Origin of the sequence: Fontimonas thermophila, assembly GCF_900113085.1 — a bacterium.
Classification (GTDB): Bacteria; Pseudomonadota; Gammaproteobacteria; order Nevskiales; family Nevskiaceae; genus Solimonas; species Solimonas thermophila.
In genome coordinates this window covers 16,056-36,600 of the sequence record NZ_FOOC01000016.1, presented here as the reverse complement: position 1 = coordinate 36,600, position 20,545 = coordinate 16,056, and the positions used below count along the sequence as shown (strand labels likewise).

At 65.6% G+C, this 20,545-nt stretch carries 15 protein-coding genes; 2 read left to right on the top strand and 13 right to left on the bottom strand.

Annotated elements, in window-relative coordinates; translation table 11 throughout:
* Nucleotides 1-210: 210 nt before the first annotated feature.
* Both cas2 and BMZ48_RS11855 read right to left on the bottom strand, forming a co-directional pair.
* Entirely contained in the window at nt 211-501 is a 291-nt protein-coding gene (gene cas2 / locus BMZ48_RS11860; protein WP_091535547.1) for a CRISPR-associated endonuclease Cas2, read from the bottom strand.
* 9 nt (nt 502-510) lie between these two features.
* On the bottom strand, nt 511-2,226 hold the full coding sequence (locus BMZ48_RS11855; RefSeq protein ID WP_091535546.1) for a CRISPR-associated endonuclease Cas4/Cas1: 1,716 nt from the start codon (nt 2,224-2,226) through the stop codon (nt 511-513).
* A gap of 116 nt (nt 2,227-2,342) precedes the next feature.
* Between BMZ48_RS11855 and mntA the strand changes: the two genes are divergently transcribed.
* Both mntA and hepT read left to right on the top strand, forming a co-directional pair.
* Complete coding sequence (gene mntA / locus BMZ48_RS11850) at nt 2,343-2,756, top strand: type VII toxin-antitoxin system MntA family adenylyltransferase antitoxin (RefSeq protein WP_091535545.1); 414 nt, start codon at nt 2,343-2,345, stop codon at nt 2,754-2,756.
* Nucleotides 2,753-3,166 carry a type VII toxin-antitoxin system HepT family RNase toxin gene (gene hepT, locus BMZ48_RS11845; protein WP_091535544.1) on the top strand — a complete coding sequence of 138 codons (414 nt, stop codon included), beginning with the start codon at nt 2,753-2,755 and terminating at the stop codon, nt 3,164-3,166. The genes mntA and hepT overlap by 4 nt, the downstream gene beginning before the upstream one ends.
* Before the next feature lie 108 nt (nt 3,167-3,274).
* Here the strand turns inward: hepT and csb2 are convergent, their stop codons facing one another.
* From csb2 to BMZ48_RS11790, 11 genes are all read right to left on the bottom strand, one after another.
* Complete coding sequence (gene csb2 / locus BMZ48_RS11840; protein WP_091535542.1) at nt 3,275-4,822, bottom strand: type I-G CRISPR-associated protein Csb2; 1,548 nt, start codon at nt 4,820-4,822, stop codon at nt 3,275-3,277.
* A 33-nt stretch (nt 4,823-4,855) separates the two neighbouring features.
* The gene (cas7g, locus tag BMZ48_RS11835; protein ID WP_091535541.1) at nt 4,856-5,830 is read right to left on the bottom strand and encodes a type I-G CRISPR-associated RAMP protein Csb1/Cas7g; all 975 of its coding nucleotides are present in this window, start codon (nt 5,828-5,830) and stop codon (nt 4,856-4,858) included.
* A gap of 16 nt (nt 5,831-5,846) precedes the next feature.
* Nucleotides 5,847-8,219, bottom strand: coding sequence for a type I-G CRISPR-associated protein Cas8g1/Csx17 (gene cas8g1, locus BMZ48_RS11830; RefSeq protein ID WP_091535540.1), 2,373 nt, complete (start codon nt 8,217-8,219; stop codon nt 5,847-5,849).
* Nucleotides 8,216-8,701, bottom strand: a complete 486-nt coding sequence (locus BMZ48_RS11825) for a hypothetical protein (protein WP_234981636.1) — start codon at nt 8,699-8,701, stop codon at nt 8,216-8,218. Before BMZ48_RS11825 ends, cas8g1 begins: the two co-directional genes overlap by 4 nt.
* Nucleotides 8,702-8,721: 20 nt before the next feature.
* The gene (gene cas3g, locus BMZ48_RS11820; RefSeq protein ID WP_091535534.1) at nt 8,722-11,238 is read right to left on the bottom strand and encodes a type I-G CRISPR-associated helicase/endonuclease Cas3g; all 2,517 of its coding nucleotides are present in this window, start codon (nt 11,236-11,238) and stop codon (nt 8,722-8,724) included.
* Nucleotides 11,239-11,245: 7 nt separating this feature from the next.
* Complete coding sequence (locus BMZ48_RS11815; RefSeq protein WP_091535532.1) at nt 11,246-12,670, bottom strand: DNA recombination protein RmuC; 1,425 nt, start codon at nt 12,668-12,670, stop codon at nt 11,246-11,248.
* Between the two features lie 204 nt (nt 12,671-12,874).
* Nucleotides 12,875-13,750, bottom strand: a complete 876-nt coding sequence (locus tag BMZ48_RS11810) for an SDR family NAD(P)-dependent oxidoreductase (protein ID WP_091535525.1) — start codon at nt 13,748-13,750, stop codon at nt 12,875-12,877.
* Nucleotides 13,747-15,300, bottom strand: a complete 1,554-nt coding sequence (locus tag BMZ48_RS11805) for a FadD3 family acyl-CoA ligase (RefSeq protein ID WP_091535574.1) — start codon at nt 15,298-15,300, stop codon at nt 13,747-13,749. Before BMZ48_RS11805 ends, BMZ48_RS11810 begins: the two co-directional genes overlap by 4 nt.
* 2 nt (nt 15,301-15,302) lie before the next feature.
* Nucleotides 15,303-16,070: an SDR family oxidoreductase gene (locus BMZ48_RS11800; protein ID WP_091535524.1), complete on the bottom strand. Its 768-nt coding sequence runs from the start codon at nt 16,068-16,070 to the stop codon at nt 15,303-15,305.
* 27 nt (nt 16,071-16,097) lie between these two features.
* Nucleotides 16,098-17,762, bottom strand: a complete 1,665-nt coding sequence (locus BMZ48_RS11795; RefSeq protein ID WP_091535523.1) for an FAD-binding protein — start codon at nt 17,760-17,762, stop codon at nt 16,098-16,100.
* 198 nt (nt 17,763-17,960) lie between these two features.
* Entirely contained in the window at nt 17,961-20,285 is a 2,325-nt protein-coding gene (locus tag BMZ48_RS11790) for a TonB-dependent receptor (RefSeq protein ID WP_091535522.1), read from the bottom strand.
* Nucleotides 20,286-20,545: the final 260 nt, after the last annotated feature.

The following is a 20,545-nucleotide window of genomic DNA, read 5'->3' as shown; positions in this document are numbered from 1 at the left end:
CAAACCATCACTGCGCGAGTTTGCGAGCGCTGGCCCGTGGGTGAGGCAGGCCGTCACACCTTGGGCCCCGTCGGCACGCCAATGCTACAGAAAAATATCCAAATTGTTAAAGAGTTAGCTCGTTGCGAGCGCTGCACGGGGAACGGCGCACCACCGCAGCGCTCGCAACCGCTGGGCAGCCTTCAAGACTGCCTCGCTGTCCACTCATCATCAGACGATGACGGGTTCGCGCCTCACAGTCTCAAAAGCCTTGCCCAGGCTGATGATCCGCGGCTTGACCTGATCCGCCGGACCCAGATCCATGATCAACACGTGGTCATGCCGGTCCACGATGGCACCATCCAGCAACTGTTGCAACTCGGCGAGCCGCCGCCGCGAAAGCCGGCATTGGAACACGGAGAGCTGCACCCACTCGCCATAGCCTTTGAGCAGCTTGTGGACATGGCGCAGGCGTTTGTCGTCGCAGATGTCGTAGGTAATCAGGTAAAGATGCTCGTCCATGACCGATGCTCAGCGCGTGGTGAAGTTGGGATTTTCAGTGAGTTCTCCGAGCAGAAAGCGCCCGAGCAGGCGCGCCTGCACCTCGAGTAACCGCCGGTAGCTGATCTTGTAGCCGAACAGGGGATGGGTGATTTCATGCCCCATGCGCCGCTCAAAGGTGGCGATGAAGCGCTTGCGCCCTTCTTCCGTGAGATTGACCCGGCCCGCGCCACCGATGAAATCCGTCGGGCGAATCTCGCCGTTGTTGATGGCCTGGATGACGCAGGATTCTGCGATCAAAGGACGGAACGGCTCCATCATGTCCAGCGCCAGCGCGGGGCGCCCATAGCGGGGCTGGTGATAAAAGCCGCGATAGGGGTCAAAGCCGGTGGTGACGAGCGCTACGGTCCAGGCGCGCACCAGCAAGGCATAGGCATACGAGAGCAGGGCGTTGACAGGGTCGGCCGGCGGTCGACGCGTACGTTGGGTGAAGTCGAAGCTAAAGCTTGCAGAGTCATCGCGCTTGAGCATTTGTGCAAAGGCGCCGAAATACGTCGCGGCCGCTGTGCCTTCGATGCCGAGCAGTTCGGAAAGCGACTGCGCGCGGCTGGCGGCACGCAGGTTGTGTTCGAGACGGTCGGTAATGGATTCGGGCGATGATTCACCGCGCCAGTTGCGACGGAGCAAAGTGCGTGCGTTGTGGATTTTGGCGCGCACCCAGCCCTTGGCCAGTTGCAGGCACACGCGCTCGTCGTCGGCGCCGCGATACTGGGCGATGCGCAGTTCCACGTTCTTGTGGCCGAAGCCGGCGGTGTAGCCCAGAAACCAGCCGCCATAGCTGGTCCAGACCACGGGGATTTCGCGGCTCATGAGTTCGTGCAACGTGGGGGTGGTCACGTACACGTTGCCCTGCAGCACGAGCTGGGACACCTCGTTGATCCGCGGTTTGGCTACCAGCGAGTCGTCCACCGTGATTTCCAGCGTTTCGCCGGCTTTGGCCACCTTGGCCTTGTGCGCCTGCACGTAGAGCGGCAGCGCTTCCGTAAGCCCCACGGCGATCGGGCGCGGCGGAGTTTCGCCGCGGCGCAGGAAGTTCACCTCGTCCGGCAGGCAGATGCCCACGAGCGAGCAGCGCGGGCACTTGGGGGAGTCTTCCAGCGGCGGCGGGATGCGCCCGCCCAGCGCCACCCCGCGCAGGCCGTGGATGGCGGAGAGGGTGAGGTTGCGCAGCTCTTCATCGAAGACCACCGGCACGCGCTCGCGCGATTCGCAGTAATACAGCACGCCTTCACGGCAGTCGTAGCCGGTTTCTTCAAGGATCAGACCCTGCACGCAGAGCTGCACCCGCTCGGGCTCGTAAGCGCCGCGCGCCACGTGCGGGCGTTTGCCTTTCTTGTAGTCCACCGGCACCACGCGGCCATCGTCGGATTCGATCAGATCCATCTTGGCGATGAGCCCCAGCCGCGGTGCGGACAGCGTGAGCGAGCGCGCGTGGATGCGCTCGGTCTCCTCGAGTTCTTCCGGCGGCGGCAGTTCCCCTGCGGGTTGGTCCACGCGCTGGTGGCGGTGCCGGCCTTCCACCGTGTCATGCGAGTCCGCCCACTCGCCCTGCACCCATTCCAGATAGGCCAGCCGCGGGCAATAGACGTATTCGTTGATCATGCGCGCGGGCAAAAGCGGCTGATCCCCGGTCAGCTCGGGAAAGGGCAGGGGCAGCTCGTGCTGGAGCGGCGCGTCGTTGGGCATGGCGCGAAGCGATAGGCTGGGCCGGCTTCAGTATCCATGCGCGGCGGGGATGGGTGAAGCCGATGGCTTGCAACGCAGGTGCGGGGCCTTGGCGGAACCTTGTTAAGATTCGAAACATGGCTGAACTGCCGCGCGTGATCGAAGAAGTGGGCCGAGCCCTCGCGGCCCGTCTGCCGCAAGCCTGGGCGATCTACGCCTTCGGCAGCCTTGCGCGCGGCGACGCCCGTCCGGACAGCGATCTCGACCTGGCCGTGCTGCTGCCCCCGGGCGCGCGGCTGCGCGACAAGCTCGGTTTGATCGCCGAGCTTTCACGTCTGGCTGGACGCGAGGTGGATCTGGTGGACCTGCGCGAGGCGAACCTCGATCTCGTGCATCAGGTGCTGCGCGAAGGGCAGACACTGCGGATCACCAACGAATCCGAAGTGCTGGGCTGGGAAGCCGAGCGCATGAGCGCCTACGCCGACTTCAACCCGCGCCGCCGAGACATCGTGGATCACTATCTGCGCCAAACCTTGCGTGGCCCGGCATGAGCGTCGCCGCGCGCAAGATCGCCACCCTCATGCGCTGTGTCGAGCGGGCGCGCAGCGAGCACGCCGCCGCGGGCGCGGCCTTCCGCACTGACTACACCCGACAGGACGCGGCGCTCATCAACGTCACCCGTGCCTGTGAGGCGGCGATCGATCTCGCCAACATGCTCATCCGCAAGCACCGCCTGGGCGTGCCAGCCGAATCCCGCGAAAGCTTTGCCCTGCTCGAGCGCGCGGGCATCATCCCGCCGGAGCTGAGCGCCCGGCTCCAGAGCATGGTCGGCTTTCGCAACATCGCGATTCACCAATACCAGAATCTCGACCTCGACATCGTCGAGACGGTCATCCGTGAGCGGCTCGATGATCTGATCGCGCTGGCGGAGGCGGTGCGGCCGAGGTTGGGGGAGGGTTAAGACCAAGTCTCTCGGCGGGGATCGAGGCCATGAGCAGCGTTTTTCTGTGGAATGACCGGCGTTCCGCACCCAAAACCATGACGATCTCGCTCGTCATGAAGAGCGCTTTCAGGTTTGCGCTGGCCGAAACAATCCGAGCCCGAAGTGGCATCCAAAACCCAAGGCGACGGGACCGCGGACAGGCGTGGTGAAGCTGATCTCGATCAGCCGGCCAAGCGTATCGGGCTGGGTCAGGCCGCGTTTGCGACGGAAGCGGTGATAATGCAGCGCTCGTAGCCGACGGCCAGAAAAATCCGCATCGGGCAATTCGACGAAGTCCTCGATCTGCGGCAGATTCTCGCCGCGCGCGTGCCATTCTTTGCGAAGCTGTTCGAGCAAGGCGGTGTGCAACGCTTGCGGCGTGCGCATCTCGGGCTTCTTGAGATGCCAAGGGTGCAGCCAAGGCGTGACGCTGCGCCAGATGCGGGATTCCCCTGCAAGTGGCGAGAGCGTCTCGAACAGACGCGCCGGGCCGCAGCCCTCGAACATGACGCGCAGGCCGTCGCCTTCGCCGTAGCGGATCGTGCTCAGCGCCGTCAGCGCGCGAAGGGCCTCTGCGCTCAAGCCGCCGGGTGCATGGACCAGCATGTGCGTGATCTCGCCGCGCGGGTCCGGATCGGGCAGCCAGAAGGCATGACCGTGGCGGTTATCCTGTGGCAACTCATGGCCAGAAAGTTCGGGCGGAATGCGGTCGCCCCCGAGCAGCCGTTTGGCGCGACCGAGGGCCGCCAATCGAAACGCTTCCCCCAGGCGCACCGCGTCTTCGATACGCGGCAGCGGCTTGCCGTAGAGCGCGAAGCGGGCGGTGGTGGGTTGTATTGCTTTTGTCGCGCGTCGCGAGGGCTTTGGCGGCGCTTTTTTGGACACGGCCGGCAAGGTCTCGAGCGGGCGGCGGTACGCAACGAGCCTGGCCGCAGGCGGGCGATCCCAGCCGGCGGCCTGCCAGTCAGCGGTGTCGAGGCTGATGGCATCGAGCCAGCTCTCCGGAAGCGAACGCATGAGTTTGGTCGCCGGTTTCTTGATGCCATTCAGGCGCTCCTCACGCAGCCTGCGGTAGTCGGCCGTGGAACGGGGCGCGAGCACGCGTACGATCTCGCCCAACACTTCGCCGGTTTCTAGATTGACCTCGTCCACGTTCGGCAGGCAGTTGAAGCCACCGGACCAGTCGGCGCGCTGAGCCTGCACCCAGGATTCGGCACGGCCGAAGTAGCTCATCGCTTCAAGCAGCGTATCGAGCAATCGTTCCAGGTCCGAATCGAGCTGTACCTCTGGCCACTGAAAGACGATAGGGTCGTCGGGCGCAATCCGCACGAAGCCATCAAAGATCAAGGTGCGCTTGTCGCCCTTGGCCGGCATGTAATGCCGCGTGTGGGCCTGGACCACGTCTTCGGGCAGGCGGATGTTCGGCGGCGGCGCTTCAGCCAGCGTGCTGAGCAATTCGACGAGACACTCGCGGGGATATTGCTTGGGATCGAGTTTCCGATGCCAGGTGGCGATCAGCGCGCGGAAGAGGCGCCACGGCTCAGGCGGCCAGGCGACGTCCGCCTCGTTGACGTGCCTGCCCCAGGGAGTGGCGTGGTAGCGTCCCCCGGGGAAAGTGAGCTGCAAGGTCAGCACGGCGCTTACTCAGTGTCAGTGGTGTCTTTGTCTTTACTTGCCCTTGGCCTTGCTCGTGCCATCCCAACGCACGATCGTGACCCGATCCGCAGGCCAATTCTTTTCCTGGGCCACGTCTTGAATGAGTTGTGGCAGCACTTCCTCCAGGGCACGACGCTCGGGAACGACGAAAGCCTGTGGTCGAGTGACCGTGAGCGCCTCGCATTCGAGATCGCAGGCCGTGCGCAGGCGCAAGCCTTCGTCGAGAAAGGCGCGGATCTTGAATAGCGCAAGCGCGATCAGCAGGTTCGTGACCTTGTTACCGAGGCCATAGCCGCGGATCTGCGTGAGATCGAGGTTGAAGTAGGCGGTAATTCTGGGCGCAGTGAACTCCGAGCGAGCGAAAGGCACGTTGCCAAAGCCCTTGGCAGTGTCGCCGGAGGGGTTGACGTGATCGTTTTTGACCCCGCCGCTTTGCGCCTCGCGAATATCCTCAGCTTCGATGAAGGCGGACAGTGCGCGGGGGAGACGCAGGCGCCCACCGGCGAGATCGGACTTGGCGAGAAAGATACCGTGCAGGAGCGAGTTGATATCCAGGCCCAGCAGCAACTCCGCGAGCTGGCGGAGATTCACCGGCCCTTCTTCCATGTCAGCAAGCTCTTGTTTGAGCCGGTCCAGCACCGAGGTGTCTTTACCTTCGAGGATATAGGGCGAGTTGATGCGATGAGCCTCAAGAACCGTGTTGGTCAGTGGCTTTCCGTTGTTGTCCTCGACCTTGACGAGCGGCAAGCCTTTGAGCGGGGTCACCCAGTCGTCCGCGGTTTTGTCCCAGCAAACGGTCTCCAGACGGTTGGCCATGCTTTGTGCGGACTCCACGAGCAGCATGCGTCGGCCATCCGGCCCGTCGTAGGTGGCAGGACCGAGGTTGGGAAAACCCGTGGGCTGAAAACGTGTGCCCTGGAGGGGCTTCAGGCGTGCCTCGAGGAGGAGGCGCGGGACATTTTGGAGGGCGGAAAAATCGAGGCTCATGGGCAGGCTCCTAGGGTTAAGCTGTTTCGACGTCGGATTCGGGTTCTTCCTCGCTTTCGAGGTCGAGTTGATTCAGCACACGGCGCATTTCGCCGAAGGTGAGCGGGATTGCAAGCGCGGCAAGCAGGCGGGGACCATCGCCGCGCCGAGGGGGCTCGGGCGGGGTGCGCCCCGGCAGCTTCTTGCCGAGTGCGCGCAGGCGTTGCCAGGCCAGGCGCAATGCCGCTGCCACGTCATCGGTGGCGAGGCGTGCCGCCATCTCCGCCGGCAGGCGCTGGCTCTTGTCCGGCGGCAGCCAGTCGAGGCGGCGCAGCATGGCCTCGGAGGTGAAGAACGGTTTGAGTAGCACATAGGCTGGGGGCATTGCGACGCGGACCGAGGGGGTCGGTGCTTCAAAGTCGGGATCGCGCTCGACGCAGGCCAGTCCGTGGGCGAGCTCGGCGATGCGATCGTCGTCGGTGGCAAGGGCAAGGAAGGACTCGATGTCTTCGAGTCTTGCCCCAATGGCGCTGCGCAAAACCTCGCCCTCGGCGCCAAGCCGGATGGCTTCGAGCCGCCGGCGATGTAGGAGTTGTGCGAGATTGCGTTCCAGTGGCCCTCCCGACCAGCACACCAGCCGGCTGTCTCTGTTCCAGCTCTTGCCGTCGAGCGCAAGCGGCGCCAGATGCGGCCGCAAGCCTAGGGTGATGGGGCCTTCTTCGGCGCTCGCTCTGAGCGACAGGCCCGCCAGCGCGGCGGCGATGCGAAATTCGGCGCTGCCATCGTCCGACCGCTGCCACCACAGCCATGAAAGTGCGGGAACGGGTCGGGTTGGCTCCATGAGCTTGGGACTGCGCCCGGCCTGTGCTTCGATGCGACCGATGAGGCGCAGCACGCGCTGCACGGTGAGCCGATCCTGCCGCTGGGTCAGAGCGAACAACGCGGCGTCGAGCTGCCAGGCCAGGGCGCGTAAAGCTTGCGGCGCGTTGTCATCGCGCGCCAGCCGTTGAACGCTACTCAACCAGCCGTTGCGGTCGAGATCGTCGATCAAGTCCGCCTGAGGATTACGATGGACCGCAACCCGCGCCAGAGGCATGGCGAGAAACGCTTTGCCCGAGCGCATCAAGAAGCCGTAGCGTTGGAATGCTTTGATGCCGCGGTCGACTCCGAGCCGCGCCACGGCACGCGCAAAGTCGAGCCCATCTTGAGCCGCGCGGTACCCCAATGCGGCGCGACCTTCGGCAAACAAGGCGCTCAGTTCCGCTGCCGTGAAGGGACGATCCCACAGCGGCATCCAGATTTCGCCCCGGGCGTCGTCATCGTCGATTGCTGCCGCGTTGCCGATGGTGCCGGCGCGGCTACGCACGGTGAACGGGGCAGACAGCGCCGCCGATTCACCTGACTCCAGCCGCCGCACGGCAGAGGCTGCGAGCAGCACGGCGCCTTCGAGCATCAGGATGAAATCCCAGGGATTGATCCGCGAATCGCCTTCAAAACCAGCGCTGGCATTGGGGCCGCCGGCGGCACCGGGCGCAAATTGGCCGATGGCATTGTTCGAAAGTGACGCGGTGGCTGCGTTCAACAGTGAGGCGCGCAAGAGTTCGTCGGCGGTAACCTTGGGCGTCCCTGTCGCCGTATCGAAAAACTCGATGAGGCGCTGCATGAAATTGTTAGTGAAATCGAGGCGCCCGTCGTTGCCGCCAGTGCCCAGCAATGGCGGGTAGCGCGGACTGTCATCGGAGAGCACGACGGCGGCATCCGTCCAGCGCAACAGCTCGCCAGTTGCTTGATTGCGTAACGTGAGCAGGAATGCGTGCTTGTCTTCGTCTTTTGGACTCTCGGTCAAGGACGATGTGCTCACAACGCCGCGAGCAAGAGTGATGGCTTCTCGATACGAAGCAAACCGTCCGGCCTGTGACTGGGCAATGGCGTCGACGGCTTTGCGATTGTCCTTTGGGTAAAACCCGCTGCCACCATTCCACGGCGCCACGAGCGGCGTGGGCTGGTAGTCATTGAGGAAGAACTGAATCAGCTTGTCCTGGTTGAGCTTGGTGCGCAGCACGAACACATCGTTGCGCCAAAAGCCCGTGGCGTCCGGGTCACCCGCCTGTTCAGCGACCAGGCGCAACACGGCGAGCGCTTTGAGGTAGGACGCGAGCGGCGTCGGCGTGCAGCCGTGCAGCACGATTTCGTTGCGGCTGTGGCCGCTGGAATAACTCGGTTGCGGTTCGCGCACCTGCTGGCTTGCCGTCCGGCTTGCCACTTCGCGCGTGCGCTCGGCGTGGGCGGTGAGCCGATCCAGCGCCTCCAGTCGTTCACGCAGGGAAAGCGCACGCAAGCGCCTCAACTGTTCGCGGCGGCTGCCGTCGAAGGTGGTCTTAGACCAATCGATAGGCTCTCGTTCGCTCATGGCTTGTCTTCCTCTTCGAGCATCCAACGCAGATGTTGGATGTCATCCAAATCGCGCGGTCTGCCGGCCGCTTCCTTCATGTGTATGAGGGTCGGGATCGAGACGAACCGTGCGGGCAGGCCGGGAGCAATCTCGCCGACCAGCGCCCGTTCGTATTCCTGCTCGAAATCGAACGGTTCGTAGACAAACACATCCACGGATGTCTCGCGATGGCGGTCGCTGAAGAAGTTGAGCACCTGCATGCCCTTTTCCTCGATCCAGCGTCGCCGCTGCGTTGTATCGGCAAACTGGTCGGCAGTTACGGGAATCGCCGGCCGATAGCCGATCAGGGCGAGAGCGGCGAAGGCGGAGATGATGTTGTTCGCGTCCAAGGCGATCACGAGGTCGATGTCCGCAGTAAAGCGGATGTATCCATGTGCATTGACCGCAAGCCCTCCGGCGACGAGGTAGCGCACACCCGCCTCGTTGAGCACCTTGGCCACGGCCTCGAAGGCATCGAGCTTCATGCCTGCTCCTCGCGTGACGCACGCCAGTCGGCGATGCGCACGAGCGCTTCCAAGTAGGCGAGCCGGAATGGACCCAGCCGTTCCAGCAGACGCCGCGTGCGCGTGGTCCACGACGGGCCTTGCACGCCCTCGCCGAGCTGCATGAGGTCGAGCTTAAGCTCGATTGCCGGAACATTGGTGCCGTCCGCGAAGGTGAAGGCGGGCAACCGGTCACCTTCCCAGACGCCGCGTGCGAACAGTCGCCCATCGTTCGGTTCGGTTTCTTCCGGCAATGCGCGCAGACCCAGGCGCACCTTGCCGTGGTGGGCGGCGATCAGATAGGCGATGAGATTGGTGCGTTCGTCCGTCGCGTAATCCTGGACGTGCAGCCAGGCGAGCATGGAGGCGAGTTCGTGGCGGAAATGTTTGCGTTCGTGACCATCCGCAGCGAGGTATTTCGCGCGGGACGGCTTGCGGTCGGCCAAGCGCCCGGCTTTGGCCCAGTAACCTTCGCCAAGTTCCTGATCCGTGCCTTTGCGATGCGCCTCGCGCAACATCGAATCGAAGGCCTCGTGGGTTTTGCCGACGTCGTGCCAACGGTCGGCGGTGACGATGGCTTCGCGTTCTTGACCCTGGATTTGCAGGGCATCGCACAAGCATTCCGCAGCTCTTTGCGCATCGGCCAGATGCAGCGGGAGAGGCACGGCGCGTGTGAGCAGACTGCGAGGATCGCTCTCAAAGGCTTCGGGTTCCGTCTCCACCAAGGCGTTGGTGAGGGGCGTGACCGCATCTTTGATCTCGGCCGAGAAGCCGCAATCGGCACGGTAGCCGCCGGCCTCGGCGGCAATCATGAGGATCAAACCCGGCCGTAACCGGTCGTTCTTGCGATGCGCGATCCAGCGCCGCGCCAGCGGATCCCAGCGAAAGACCTGACCGTCCTTGAGCCTTCCGAGCAAGGCTGGCGCGCCCGCCTTGCCGAGGCTCGCCCGGCACAGTTCGTCACGCGAAGGTGTCGGCTGCATGGGATCGTTGGGGTTCTCGCCGAAGTTGCGCCAGAACAGCAGCACATCGGCATCGTCGGCATCCCGCACGTAGGGGGCGATGTCCACGTCGAAGCCCGATAGGTCCGGATCGGTGTTGAACAGATCGAGCAGATCCTTTTTTCGCAGCACGGGGTGCAGTGGTGTGTTCTCATCGGTGGAAGGCAGGTCCGCTGGGCTGGCGCTGCGCAATCCTTCGAGCTTTTTGCGCGACGCCTGCAAAGACGCGACGGCATAGGGCTGCGCAACATCGGCATCGTCGGCAAGATCGATCCAGTAGATGTCTGCGCCGCCCGCGTTGTATTCGCCATAGCGGTTGCAGCGACCAAAGCGCTGCACCAGCGAAGACCAGGGCGCCAGTTCCGTGAACAGGATGCGGGAGGACAGATCCACACCGGCTTCGATGGCCTGGGTGGCGACGATGATGCGGCCCGATTCGGGCGGCGGCTGACGCAGGCGTTCTTCGATCGCACGGCGATCCGGACCGCGGAAGCGGGAGTGGATCAGGAGCCGCTCCGGACCGGCCGCCACCTCGGCTTGCATGCCCGGTTTCTTGCGACCCTTGGCCGTTGGCGGACCGAGACACTCATGGAGGGCCTGTGCACGCTCGACGGTGTTGAGGATGACCAGCGTCGTCGTGCCGGGGTGGTGCGCGCTGCGAACGATCTCAGCCAGCTGATCCAGAAAAGTTTCCTGCTCGGATTTGGTTGCGCCTGACAAGCACACTTGGGCCCGATGCAGCCGCTTGACCGCCTGCCGGCGCGTCGAGACGGCAGGCTGGCGCCATTCTTCTTCGGCGAGGGCCAGCGCCGTGAGCGTATCAGCCGGGTGATCGACGGTCGCCAGCCACTGCCGGTTCAGGGTGGCCGAAAGCCAGAGACTCCGGCTCGGTTTGATCAGAGAAAGCGATTTTCGAAACGCCTCGAGCTGGGCGCTCGTCGGCAAGCCGGGCCCCATGAGCTGCACTTCATCGAACACCCAGAACGCATCGTTGTGCAGCAGCCCAAAATGCACCGGCCATTGGTAGCGGCTCATGCCATAGCCACGCATCAGCGCACGCGACAGCAGCATGTCTTGGGTGCCGATCAGGATCATGTCCTCTTCGGGATACTCCGCCCAAGTGGCTTGGGCGACGTCTTCGGAGCCGCCCATCAGCAGATGCACCGAGACCTTGCTTTGGCCCGGCTGTCCCAAGATGTCGAGATTGCGCAGCCATGCTTCGACGTTGCGATGTGTCTGCTCGCCCAGCACCCGCATTGGCAGACACCAGACGAGACGACGTGGGGTGTCGCCGTCAGGCGCGATCGCGCGGCTGCCTTTACGCCAGCCCCGTTTCCATAGCCACGCCAGCGTGACGGCCGCGGTCTTGCCCATGCCGGTGGGCACTTCGAGCAGGTCGGGCCACGGTTCTGTTGCCAGCCGGCGCTGATACGCAAAAGCGTGGGCGGTTGAGTCGGGCCCAAACGCGGTTCGAAAGAAGGTGTCGAAGGTCATCGCGGCCTCATACGGCTGGGTTCTGGGCATCGCCAGGCCCCGACCACTCCGGTGCAGTCAGGGCCCGCGTGTCCTGGGTCAGGGGTTCGAGCGTGGGGATGTCTTTGCCATCGCCTGCAGCCCGCAGCTCGCGGAAGCGGCGGGCGGCGGGCAGGACGCGGGTTTCTAATGCGCCGACGGACTGGTTGTAGGCGGCGACGGCTTTGTCGAGTTTTTCGCCGACGTTGGCCCAGTGTTCCGCGAGCTTGGCGATGCGTTCGTAAAGCTCTTTGCCGAGCGCGGCGATCTGCGCGGCGTTCTGCGCGAGGGCCTCCTGCCGCCAGCCGTAGGCGACGGCCTTGAGCAGGGCAATCAGCGTGGTGGGGCTGGCCGGGATGACGCGGTTTTCGGCGCCGTACTCGATGAGCCCGGGGTCGTGGGCGAGCGCGGCGGAGAAGAACGCCTCGCCGGGGACGAAGAGCACGACGAACTCGGGCGTGGGGTCGAATTGTTCGAAGTAGTTTTTCTTGGCGAGCGCGGTGATGTGCTCGCGCACCTGGCGCGCGTGCTGGATCAGCGCGGCGTTGCGGGCTTCGTCCGTCTGTGCCTCGACGGCTTGTAGATAGGCCGCGACCGGGGTCTTGGCGTCGACGACGATGCGCCGGTTGCCGGGCAGGTGCACGATGAGGTCCGGGCGCAGGCGGCCGTCTTCGGTGGTCTGGCTGACCTGCTCCTCGAAGTCGCAGTGCTCGAGCATGCCGGCCATCTCGACGACGCGCTTCAGTTGCAGCTCGCCCCAGCGGCCGCGCGCCTGCGGCTGGCGCAGGGCCTGGACCAGGCTGCGCGTTTCCTGGTGGAGCTGCGGCAGGTGGACCTGGAGCAGGTCGCTGACCTGTTGCGAGAGCGCGCGGTAGGCGCCGATGCGGTTTTTCTCCAGCTCGTCGAGCTTGCCGTCGAATTTCTCGAGCCTTTCTCGGATCGGCTGGGTGATCTGTTCGATGGCTTTCTGCCGGGCCTCCAGATCCGCCTGCGCGCCCTGCTGGAAGCGGGCAAGGCTTTCCTGCGCGAGTTTCAAGAACGATTCATTGCTGGATTTGAGGGCGTCGGCGGAGAGTGCCTTGAAGGCGTCGGCGAGTTTGGCGCGGGCGTCTTCGAGCAGGGCCTGTTTTTCCTGGGTGAGCCGTTCTTCGGCACGCAGGCGCTCTTCCAGCCGCGCGGCGTGGGCGGAAAGGTTTTCGTTGCGCTCGCGCAGCGCAAGGGACTCACGCTCGAGCGCGGCGAGCCGTTCGCGCACGGCGGGCAGTTCGGCCTCGCGCGCGGCGAGGGTCTCCCGCAACTGCTCGCGTTCCTGGGTGAGCGCACGCTGGCGGTGTCGCAGCAGCAGCGTGGCGATGAACGCGCCGAGCAGCGCGCTCAAGAAAAGCAGCAGTACGAGGGTGGGTGAGAACGTCATGGGCGGCGTCCGGTCGATGAGGGGTGGCCTGCACGCGAGCAGGCCGGGCATAACCGGTGTGGCATGAGGCTCCTCCCTGCGGGTTTTGGGTGCGTGCCGGCACCTGGCCGGTCACGGCCCCACTTTACGCAAGAACGGGCTCAAAACGTGAGCCCGTGGTGGGATGCCGGTCCCACGCGCGCGGGCAGATGGGCGCGCGTTGCTTTATTCGACGATGGCCGGATGCGGCGGCGTGGGGCCGCCGAGCATGGCGCGGTGGGAGGGAACTTTGCGGCCTTCGTCGGTCAGGCCATAGACCTCGGCGAGTTCGGCACCAATGTGAACCTGGCCGGATTTTTCGGCGCGCGCCGGGTCGTTGTAGAGCGCGGCGATGAGATGGCCGGTGAACTGGGGGGTTTCGGCGATCTCCCAGAAGCCGGCGTATTTGTCCGGCGCGCGGTCCATCACGCGCCGAGTGCGTTCGGTGCGCAGCATGCCCATCCAGATCGAGACCGCGGCGACGTTGTGGGGTTTGAGATCGACCCCCATGTCCTTGGCGAATTTATCGACGCCGGCTTTTTGCGCACCGTAGGCCGGTCCGTGCATGTAGCAGTTGGCCCCGAAGCTGGAGGTGAACACGATCAGGCCGTTTTTCTGCCGCACCATCAGCGGGGCGGCATACCAGCTCGCGACATAGGCCGAGCGCAGGCCCACGTCGAGGATGTGGACGAGTTCCAGCGGTTTTTCCCAGAAGCCGCCCTTGTCGATGAGCCGATCGTGCAGGAAGGTGGCGTTGTTGACGAGGATGTCGAGCCGGTTCTGCTCGGCCTCGACGCGTTCGAACAGGGCTTTGACGTCGGCGTCGTTGGCATGGTCGCAGGCCACTGCGATGCCCTTGCCGCCGGCGTTTGTCACCGCTTCGGCGGTGGCGGCGATGGTGCCGGGCAGCGGCGCGTCGCCTTCCTTGAGCGAGCGGCCGGTGACATAGACGGTGGCGCCGTGTGCGCCGAGCGCGATGGCAATCCCCTTGCCGGCGCCGCGCGAGGCGCCGGTGACCACTGCGACTTTGCCGGCGAGATCGCGTGCAAGCGTTGCGTTCATGATGCGCTCCTGAGTTTGAATTTCATCACCTTGCCGGAGGGGTTGGTCGGCAGGTGATCGACGAAGACCACCTGGCGCGGGACCTTGTAATTGGCCATGCGTTCGCGGCACCAGGCGATCAGTGCCGGTGCATCCAGCGTGTGGCCCGGGCGCAGGACGACGAACGCTTTGCCCACCTCGCCCATGCGCGCGTCGGGGATGCCGATGACCGCGACCTGCGCGATCGCCGGATGTGCGGCCATCATCCGCTCGATTTCCGCCGGGTAACAGTTGAAGCCGCCGCAGATGTAGAGGTCTTTGAGACGATCGGTGATTTTCAGGTACCCGCGCTCGTCGAGCACGCCGACGTCGCCGGTGTGCAGCCAGCCGTCGGCGTCGATGGCCTCGCGGGTTGCCGCCGGATCGTCGAGATAGCCCTGCATCACGTTGTAGCCGCGCACGACGATTTCGCCGGGGACGCCCGGCGGCAGCGGGCGGTTGTCGGGCCCTACGCAGCGCAGCTCGATGCCGGGGATGGCCTTGCCCGAGGTCAGCGCAATGGTCTGGGCATCGTCGTCGGCGGCACAGAGCGTCACCACGCCGCAGGTCTCGGTGAGTCCGTAGCCGGTGAGCACGATCTTAAAGCCGAGTTCCGCGCGGATGCGTTCGATCAGGCTTGGCGCGATCGCCGCCGCGCCGGTGATCGTCGCGCGCAGGCTGGAGAGATCGGTTCTTGCCCGCGCCGGGTCGTCGAGCAGGGAAATGAACAGCGTCGGCGGTCCCGGCAGTACGGAGATGCGGTCGCGTTCGATGCGGCGCAGGATCGCGCCGGCGTCGAACACTGCGTGCGGCAGGAGGGTGCAGCCGGCCAGAAGGCCCGCAAGCCAGCCGACCTTGTAGCCAAAGGCGTGGAAGAACGGGTTGACGATCAGGTAACGGTCGTCCGCGCTCAGGCCCACGGCCTTCGACCACTCGGCGATCACGCGCAGGTTTTGCGCGTGATGTGTGATCACGCCCTTGGGATGGCCGGTGGTGCCGGAGGTGAACATCACGTCCATCACGTCGTCCGCGCGCACCGCGTCTGCGCATTGCCGCGCTGTGTCCATCGGTACGGCGGCGCCACGTTCGAGGAAAGCTGTCCAGGTCAGGTCGCCGGGGCGCGCATCGCGCAGCACGACGAGGTGCTCGAGTGTCGGCGGACGGTGCTCGCCGAGCAGCGTCGGGTAGTGCACGCCCAAAAAGTCGCCGGCACAAAACAACACGCGCGCGCCGCTTTTTTTCAGGATGTATCCGGCCTCCATGCCTTTCATGCGCGTGTTCACCGGCACCAGGGCGGCGCCGACGCTGTGGATGGCAAGGCCGGCGATGATCCATTCGACGCCATTCGGCGCCCAGATCGCGACGCGGTCACCGCGGCGTACACCGAGCGCGATCAGCGCGCGCGCTGCATCCAGACGCTGCGCATCGAGTTTCGCATAGCTGAGCGTTGCGCCGTCCTCGCCGATGACGGCGGTGCGCTGCGCATGACGCGCGACGGATGCTGCAAAAGCGGCAGGAACCGTCGTGTTCACCGTCAGTCCGCCCACATCAGATAACCGTTGTCGATGCGCAGCTCCGCGCCGTTGATGAAGCGCGACTCGTCCGAGGCGAGGAACAGCACCAGATGGGCGATGTCGATCGGCTCGCAGAAGCGGTCCATCAGCCGTTTGGGGTCATTGCCCTCGCGTACCGTCGAGGGTTTGTGCGGATCGCGCGGCAGGTTGAACACCATCGGTGTCTTGATGCCGTCCGGGTGGATGCTGTTGCAGCGGATCGGGATGCGGTGGAAGCGGCTGTACGCCGCGATCGAACGGGTCAGGCCGGCGACCGCGGCCTTGGAGGCGCTGTAGGCGCAGAACGAGGAGACGCCGCCGATGCCGGCCATCGACGACATGTTGATGATCGAGCCGCCGCCGCGCGCTTTCATCGCCTTGTAGCCGTAGTGGCAGCCGAGGAAATAGCCGGTGCTGTTGACGCGCTGCACCTGTTCCCAGAGTTCGAGCGTGGTGTCCTCGATGCTCGCCTGCTTGAGGATCGCCGCGTTGTTGACGAGCACGTCCAGGCCGCCGAAGGTGTCCTGGGTGAGGGCGATGACGCGGCGCCAGTCTTCTTCCGAAGCGATGTCGTGCTTCACGAACAGTGCCGCATCGCCGATGGTCTTGGCCACCTCGCGGCCGGCGTCCTCGTTGACGTCGGTGAGAACCACCCTGGCGCCTTCGCGCGCGAGCAGGAGGGCATCTTCCTTGCCCACGCCGCTGGCGGCACCGGTGATGATCGCGACCTTGCCGTTCACTCGTCCCATGTTGGTTCCCGTGTGCGTGTTTGTGGATCAGTCCGTGCGTGCTGCCGCGTGCCGGCCGGCGCGCCGGCCGGACCACAGGCAATCGGCGAGCGACAGGCCGCTGACGTAGCGATGGGAGGCGATGCCGACCGCGGTGCGGCCGGCGGCGTAGAGTCCGGCGATCGGCTGGCGGTGCTCGTTCAAGACGGCACCGCTGACCTCATCCACGACCAGACCGCCGAGCGTGATCGCCGGGCACGGAAAGGTCTTGCTGCCGGCGGAGATGTCCATCGCGTAATACGGCGCGTGCGCGAGCGCCGCGCGCAGCTCCGGCGACTTGCCGTACTCATCCTCGCGCTGGCCACGCGCGGCGGCGTTGTAGGCGTCCACGGTCGCGCGCAGGGGTTCTGGCGGCAGGCCCAGCTTGCGGGCGAGCGCCTCGATCGAACGCGCGCGCGGCGCCAACAGCATCAGCAGCAGCGCCGGCACGCTCTGGAAAAACCACAGCCGTCCGAACAGCGCCTCGCGCAGCGCGGCGCGGCGCAGCCGTGCGTCGAGGATCAGCCAGGCGCGGCCGCCGGCGCGCTCGACCATCTCGACGCCGAGCTTTGCGCCGTAAACCTGTTCATTGCAGAACCGCCGGCCGTCCGGCCCGACGACGATGCCGCGCGGCCAGGCGCTGGGCGGGTTGATGAACCGCCATGCCGAGACTCTGTCCATGCGCGCGGCGACGGCGCCGACGCTCAAGCCCAGGCGGATGCCGCTGCCGTCGCAGCCGGTTGCGCCCAGACGCATCGCCGGCAGATAGCGGCCGGCATGCTGGCGCACCATCTCGCGGTTGAAGATGAAGCCGCCGGTGGCGAGCACGACGCCGCGGCGCGCGCGCACGCGCACCGGCCGGGCATGGGCCTGCTCCAGGGCGAGGGCCTGTGCGCGCAAACGGTCGGCACGCGCCGGCAGCACGTTGTGCAAGGCCTCGGCGCGGCGGATCAGCCGGCGATGCGCACGCTGCGCGGCGGAACCGGGTTCGAGGCGGGCCAGTTCGGCGCCGATGATCGCGCCATCGGCATCGAGGATCAGCCGGCGCACCGCCGTCTGGCGCCAGATGGGGATGCCGAGCGCCTCGACGCGCCGGCACAGCGCCGCGTACAGTTCGCGGCCGGAGTCGATGCCCGGGGCTTTCACGCGATGGCCGCGCGGCGCGGGCGGCGCCTTGGCGGCATACGCGGGCACGGCTTCGTTGCCGGAGAAATAGAGGTAGGTGCCGTCCTTCGGATACGAGGTCTTGGGCGGCTGCGGGCAGGACTGGAAGGTCACGCCGATCGACTCCAGCCAGGCGAGCAGCTCGCTACTGCCCGCGCAAAAGGCGCGCAGCGTCGCCTCGCTGACCGCATCGCCGCATTCCTGGCGCAGGTAGTTGAACATCGCCTCCGGCGTGTCCGCATAGCCGGCCTCGATCTGGTAGCGCGTGCCGCCGCCGAGATAGACGATGCCGCCGCTTTTGACCGTTGCCCCGCCGCCGTCGAAACGCTCGGCGATCCGCACATCGGCGCCGGCTTCCCGGGCGGTGATCGCCGCCGCCGCGCCGGCGGCGCCCAAGCCGGCGACGAGCACGTCGCACTCGCCGTCCCACGGCACGCTTTCGGCCGAGACCAGGCGTAGCGGTGCTTCGATCGGCAGGACGTGCGACGGCGCTTCGGCGGATTGGGACATGGGCAGGGATGACACCAGCGGGCGCAAACAACGCACCTATGCGGCCATTATTGGTGATCGCCGCGGTGAATCTTCGTCCGTCTTGAGTAGGGGCACTTGTTAGGGGCACTTGCACTGTGCGCGCCTGGGCGCACGGATGGGCATGCGCAAACGCACGGGGCCGGCACGCAGGCCGGCCCCGTGCTGGCATGGTACGACTCACCAGCGCACGGTGCCGGTGATGCCGAAGGTGCGCGGTTCTTCGAAGTTGGCCACGGTCAGGCTGCCGAAGGCGGGGCCAAAGTCGATGAAGTTGCTCGCGGTGTCGTCGTCGAGAGCGTTGCGGCACCACAGGGCCAGCTCGCCGGTGCCGCGGTCGCCGAGCGGGATGTCCGTGAACGCCAGACGCAGGTTGAGCAACCCGTGCGCCTGCACTTCGGTGTCGCCGGCGACCTGTTCGAACGCGACCGGGGTGAGCTGGTACGGATAGGTGTAGAAATCGTCCGTCCACGCGTAATCGACGACGGCATGCAGCGCGCCCCAGCCGCGGCGCAGCAGTTCGCTGTCGATGACCACGTTGAAGCTGTGCTCGGGCGCGTGCACGAAGGCACGATTGCGCGCGACGTTGTTGCCCTGCGCATCGCGGAAATCGTCGTATTCCGCATCCAGGTAGGCGTAGTTGGCGCGGATCTGGGTGCCATCGATGGGGATGAGCGCGAATTCCAGCTCAAGGCCGTTGATGGTCGCGTCGCCGACGTTGCGGATGATCGTCGCCGCTGCGCCGGTGCCCTGGAAGATCGAGGCCTGGAAGTCCTTGAGCTGGTTGTGGAAGACCGCGGCGTTGAACAGCGCGCGGCCGCCGAGGTAGGAGCTTTTCGCGCCGAGTTCGAACGAGCGCTGGTGCTCCGGATCGAAGGGCCGCCGCGTTTCGGCGAGATTGAGCGCGATCAGCGCAGGGATGTCTTCACCGGGATCACCCGAAGGAGGCTGGCTGAACTCGCCGTTGAAGCCGCCGCTCTTGAAGCCCTCGGCGTAGCGGAAGTACACGTTGAGCCGTTCGTTGAACCGCCAGGCGATTGCGGCCATCGGCGTGGTGGCAGCGAAGGTGTCCTCGGCATGCGTGCCTTCCGGGATCAGGTAGAAGAACGGATCGCTCGGATCGCCGCGGACACCGAAGACACGGTCGAGTTCTTTTTTCTCGCGCGTGTAGCGCACGCCGGCCGTGAGCGTCAGCGGATCGAGCGGGCGGAAATCCACCTGGCCATAACCGGCCCAGGCCGCGGTCTGGGTCGCGTAGCGGGAGTCGTATTCAGCGCCGCCGCCGAAGAACCGCTGCGGGTTGTTGGTGTGGCCGTCGTCGCCGAAGTAATAAATACCGGCCACGTAGGTCCAGCGCCCGGCATTGCCGAGCAGTTGCAAATCCTGCGAGAACTGCTCGTAGTCGGTGAAGCGCTGCGTCCACACCAGATCGGTCGGGCCGCCGTCGAGATCCAGCGAATCGTTCCAGTCGAGCCGGCGAAAACCGGAGATCGACTTGATCTGCATGTCGTCGTCGAGATCGTAGCTCAGCGTAAAAGAGTGTCCCTGGACCCGCGAACGCTCGAATGACGGCGCATCGACGCTGGCATTTTCCAGGCGCTGGCGCGACGCAAACGCAACGACCGCCGGGTACAGCGCGTTGAGCGGCGAGCTCGGATCGAACACGCCGGTCTGCTCCAGCCGGTAGAGCTGATCGAAGTTGTTGGTCTGATCGACGGTCGAGAAGTCGAAGCGGTACTCGCCGCGCAGGCTGGGTGCGAAGTCGAGATCGGCGGCAAGGCGAAAGCCATGATTGTTGCGGTCGTTGAGCGCGGGGACGGAGCTCTCGCGCGTCGTGTCGACCCAGCCGTCGCGCTGTTCGCTGCGTGCGCCGATCGCGATGTTGGCGATGCCGACGCGCGGCAAATCCACCGACGCGCGCTGCACGAACGCGTCGTAGTTGCCGATCTCGACGCTGGCGCTGCCGCTGAAGCTGCCGCTCGGCGCACGCGTCACGATGTTGATCGCGCCGGCGAGCGTGTTGCGGCCATAGAGCGTGCCCTGCGGGCCGCGCAGCACTTCGATGCGCGATGGATCGACGAGATTGAAGATCGAGCCCTGGGCTTTGCCGAGGTAAATGCCATCGATGTAGACGCCGACGGCCGGATCCCAGTAGATCGCCGGATTGATCTGGCTGACGCCGCGGATCGTGATCTGCGAGATCGTCGTGTTCGAGGGCGTCTTGCTGATCTGCAAGCCCGGCGCGAGGGCGTTGAGATCGCCGATGTCGTCGATGCCGCGCGCGTTGATCTGGCTTTCCGGCAGCGCCGTCACCGCAACGGGCACGTCCTGCAGTTTTTCGACGCGCCGCTGGGCGGTGACTTCAATCGCATCGAGCGCCACCGGCTCTGTACTGTCTGCGTTGTCCGCAGCCGCGGTTTGCGCCGGCGTCTGGCCGGCAGCGGACAGGGTGAACAGCAAAGGAATGCATCCCGCCGCAAGGCGGATGCGAGTCTGGTTCTCCATGCGCACGTGCCTGACTCCTGTGGTCGTTTGTGTCGGTGTCCTCAAAACCGCGGCGCAGCGGGTCGGGTCCCGTCGCCTCCTCGGGCCGTGGACGTCGCCTTGCCGGTGCCCGGCAAGGGTGCCTACCGATACTGCGCAGCCGTGCGCAGGGCATCATCCGGAAGGACGAGCCGGCCGTGCTCGAAAACGCGGTCATGCGTTCGGGTGATGCCGGCGCGCGTCGTCCGCGCGCAGGATGGGCGATGGCAGCGGAGGAGGTG

Coding starts and splice junctions, on each gene's coding strand:
- BMZ48_RS11800 (WP_091535524.1), bottom strand. CDS start 16,070: ATGGGACGAGTGAACGGCAAGGTCGCGATCATCACCGGTGCCGCCAGC.
- hepT (WP_091535544.1), top strand. CDS start 2,753: ATGAGCGTCGCCGCGCGCAAGATCGCCACCCTCATGCGCTGTGTCGAG.
- cas3g (WP_091535534.1), bottom strand. CDS start 11,238: ATGACCTTCGACACCTTCTTTCGAACCGCGTTTGGGCCCGACTCAACC.
- BMZ48_RS11810 (WP_091535525.1), bottom strand. CDS start 13,750: ATGAACGCAACGCTTGCACGCGATCTCGCCGGCAAAGTCGCAGTGGTC.
- cas2 (WP_091535547.1), bottom strand. CDS start 501: ATGGACGAGCATCTTTACCTGATTACCTACGACATCTGCGACGACAAA.
- BMZ48_RS11815 (WP_091535532.1), bottom strand. CDS start 12,670: ATGACGTTCTCACCCACCCTCGTACTGCTGCTTTTCTTGAGCGCGCTG.
- BMZ48_RS11790 (WP_091535522.1), bottom strand. CDS start 20,285: ATGGAGAACCAGACTCGCATCCGCCTTGCGGCGGGATGCATTCCTTTG.
- cas7g (WP_091535541.1), bottom strand. CDS start 5,830: ATGAGCCTCGATTTTTCCGCCCTCCAAAATGTCCCGCGCCTCCTCCTC.
- mntA (WP_091535545.1), top strand. CDS start 2,343: ATGGCTGAACTGCCGCGCGTGATCGAAGAAGTGGGCCGAGCCCTCGCG.
- BMZ48_RS11795 (WP_091535523.1), bottom strand. CDS start 17,762: ATGTCCCAATCCGCCGAAGCGCCGTCGCACGTCCTGCCGATCGAAGCA.
- cas8g1 (WP_091535540.1), bottom strand. CDS start 8,219: ATGAGCGAACGAGAGCCTATCGATTGGTCTAAGACCACCTTCGACGGC.
- BMZ48_RS11855 (WP_091535546.1), bottom strand. CDS start 2,226: ATGCCCAACGACGCGCCGCTCCAGCACGAGCTGCCCCTGCCCTTTCCC.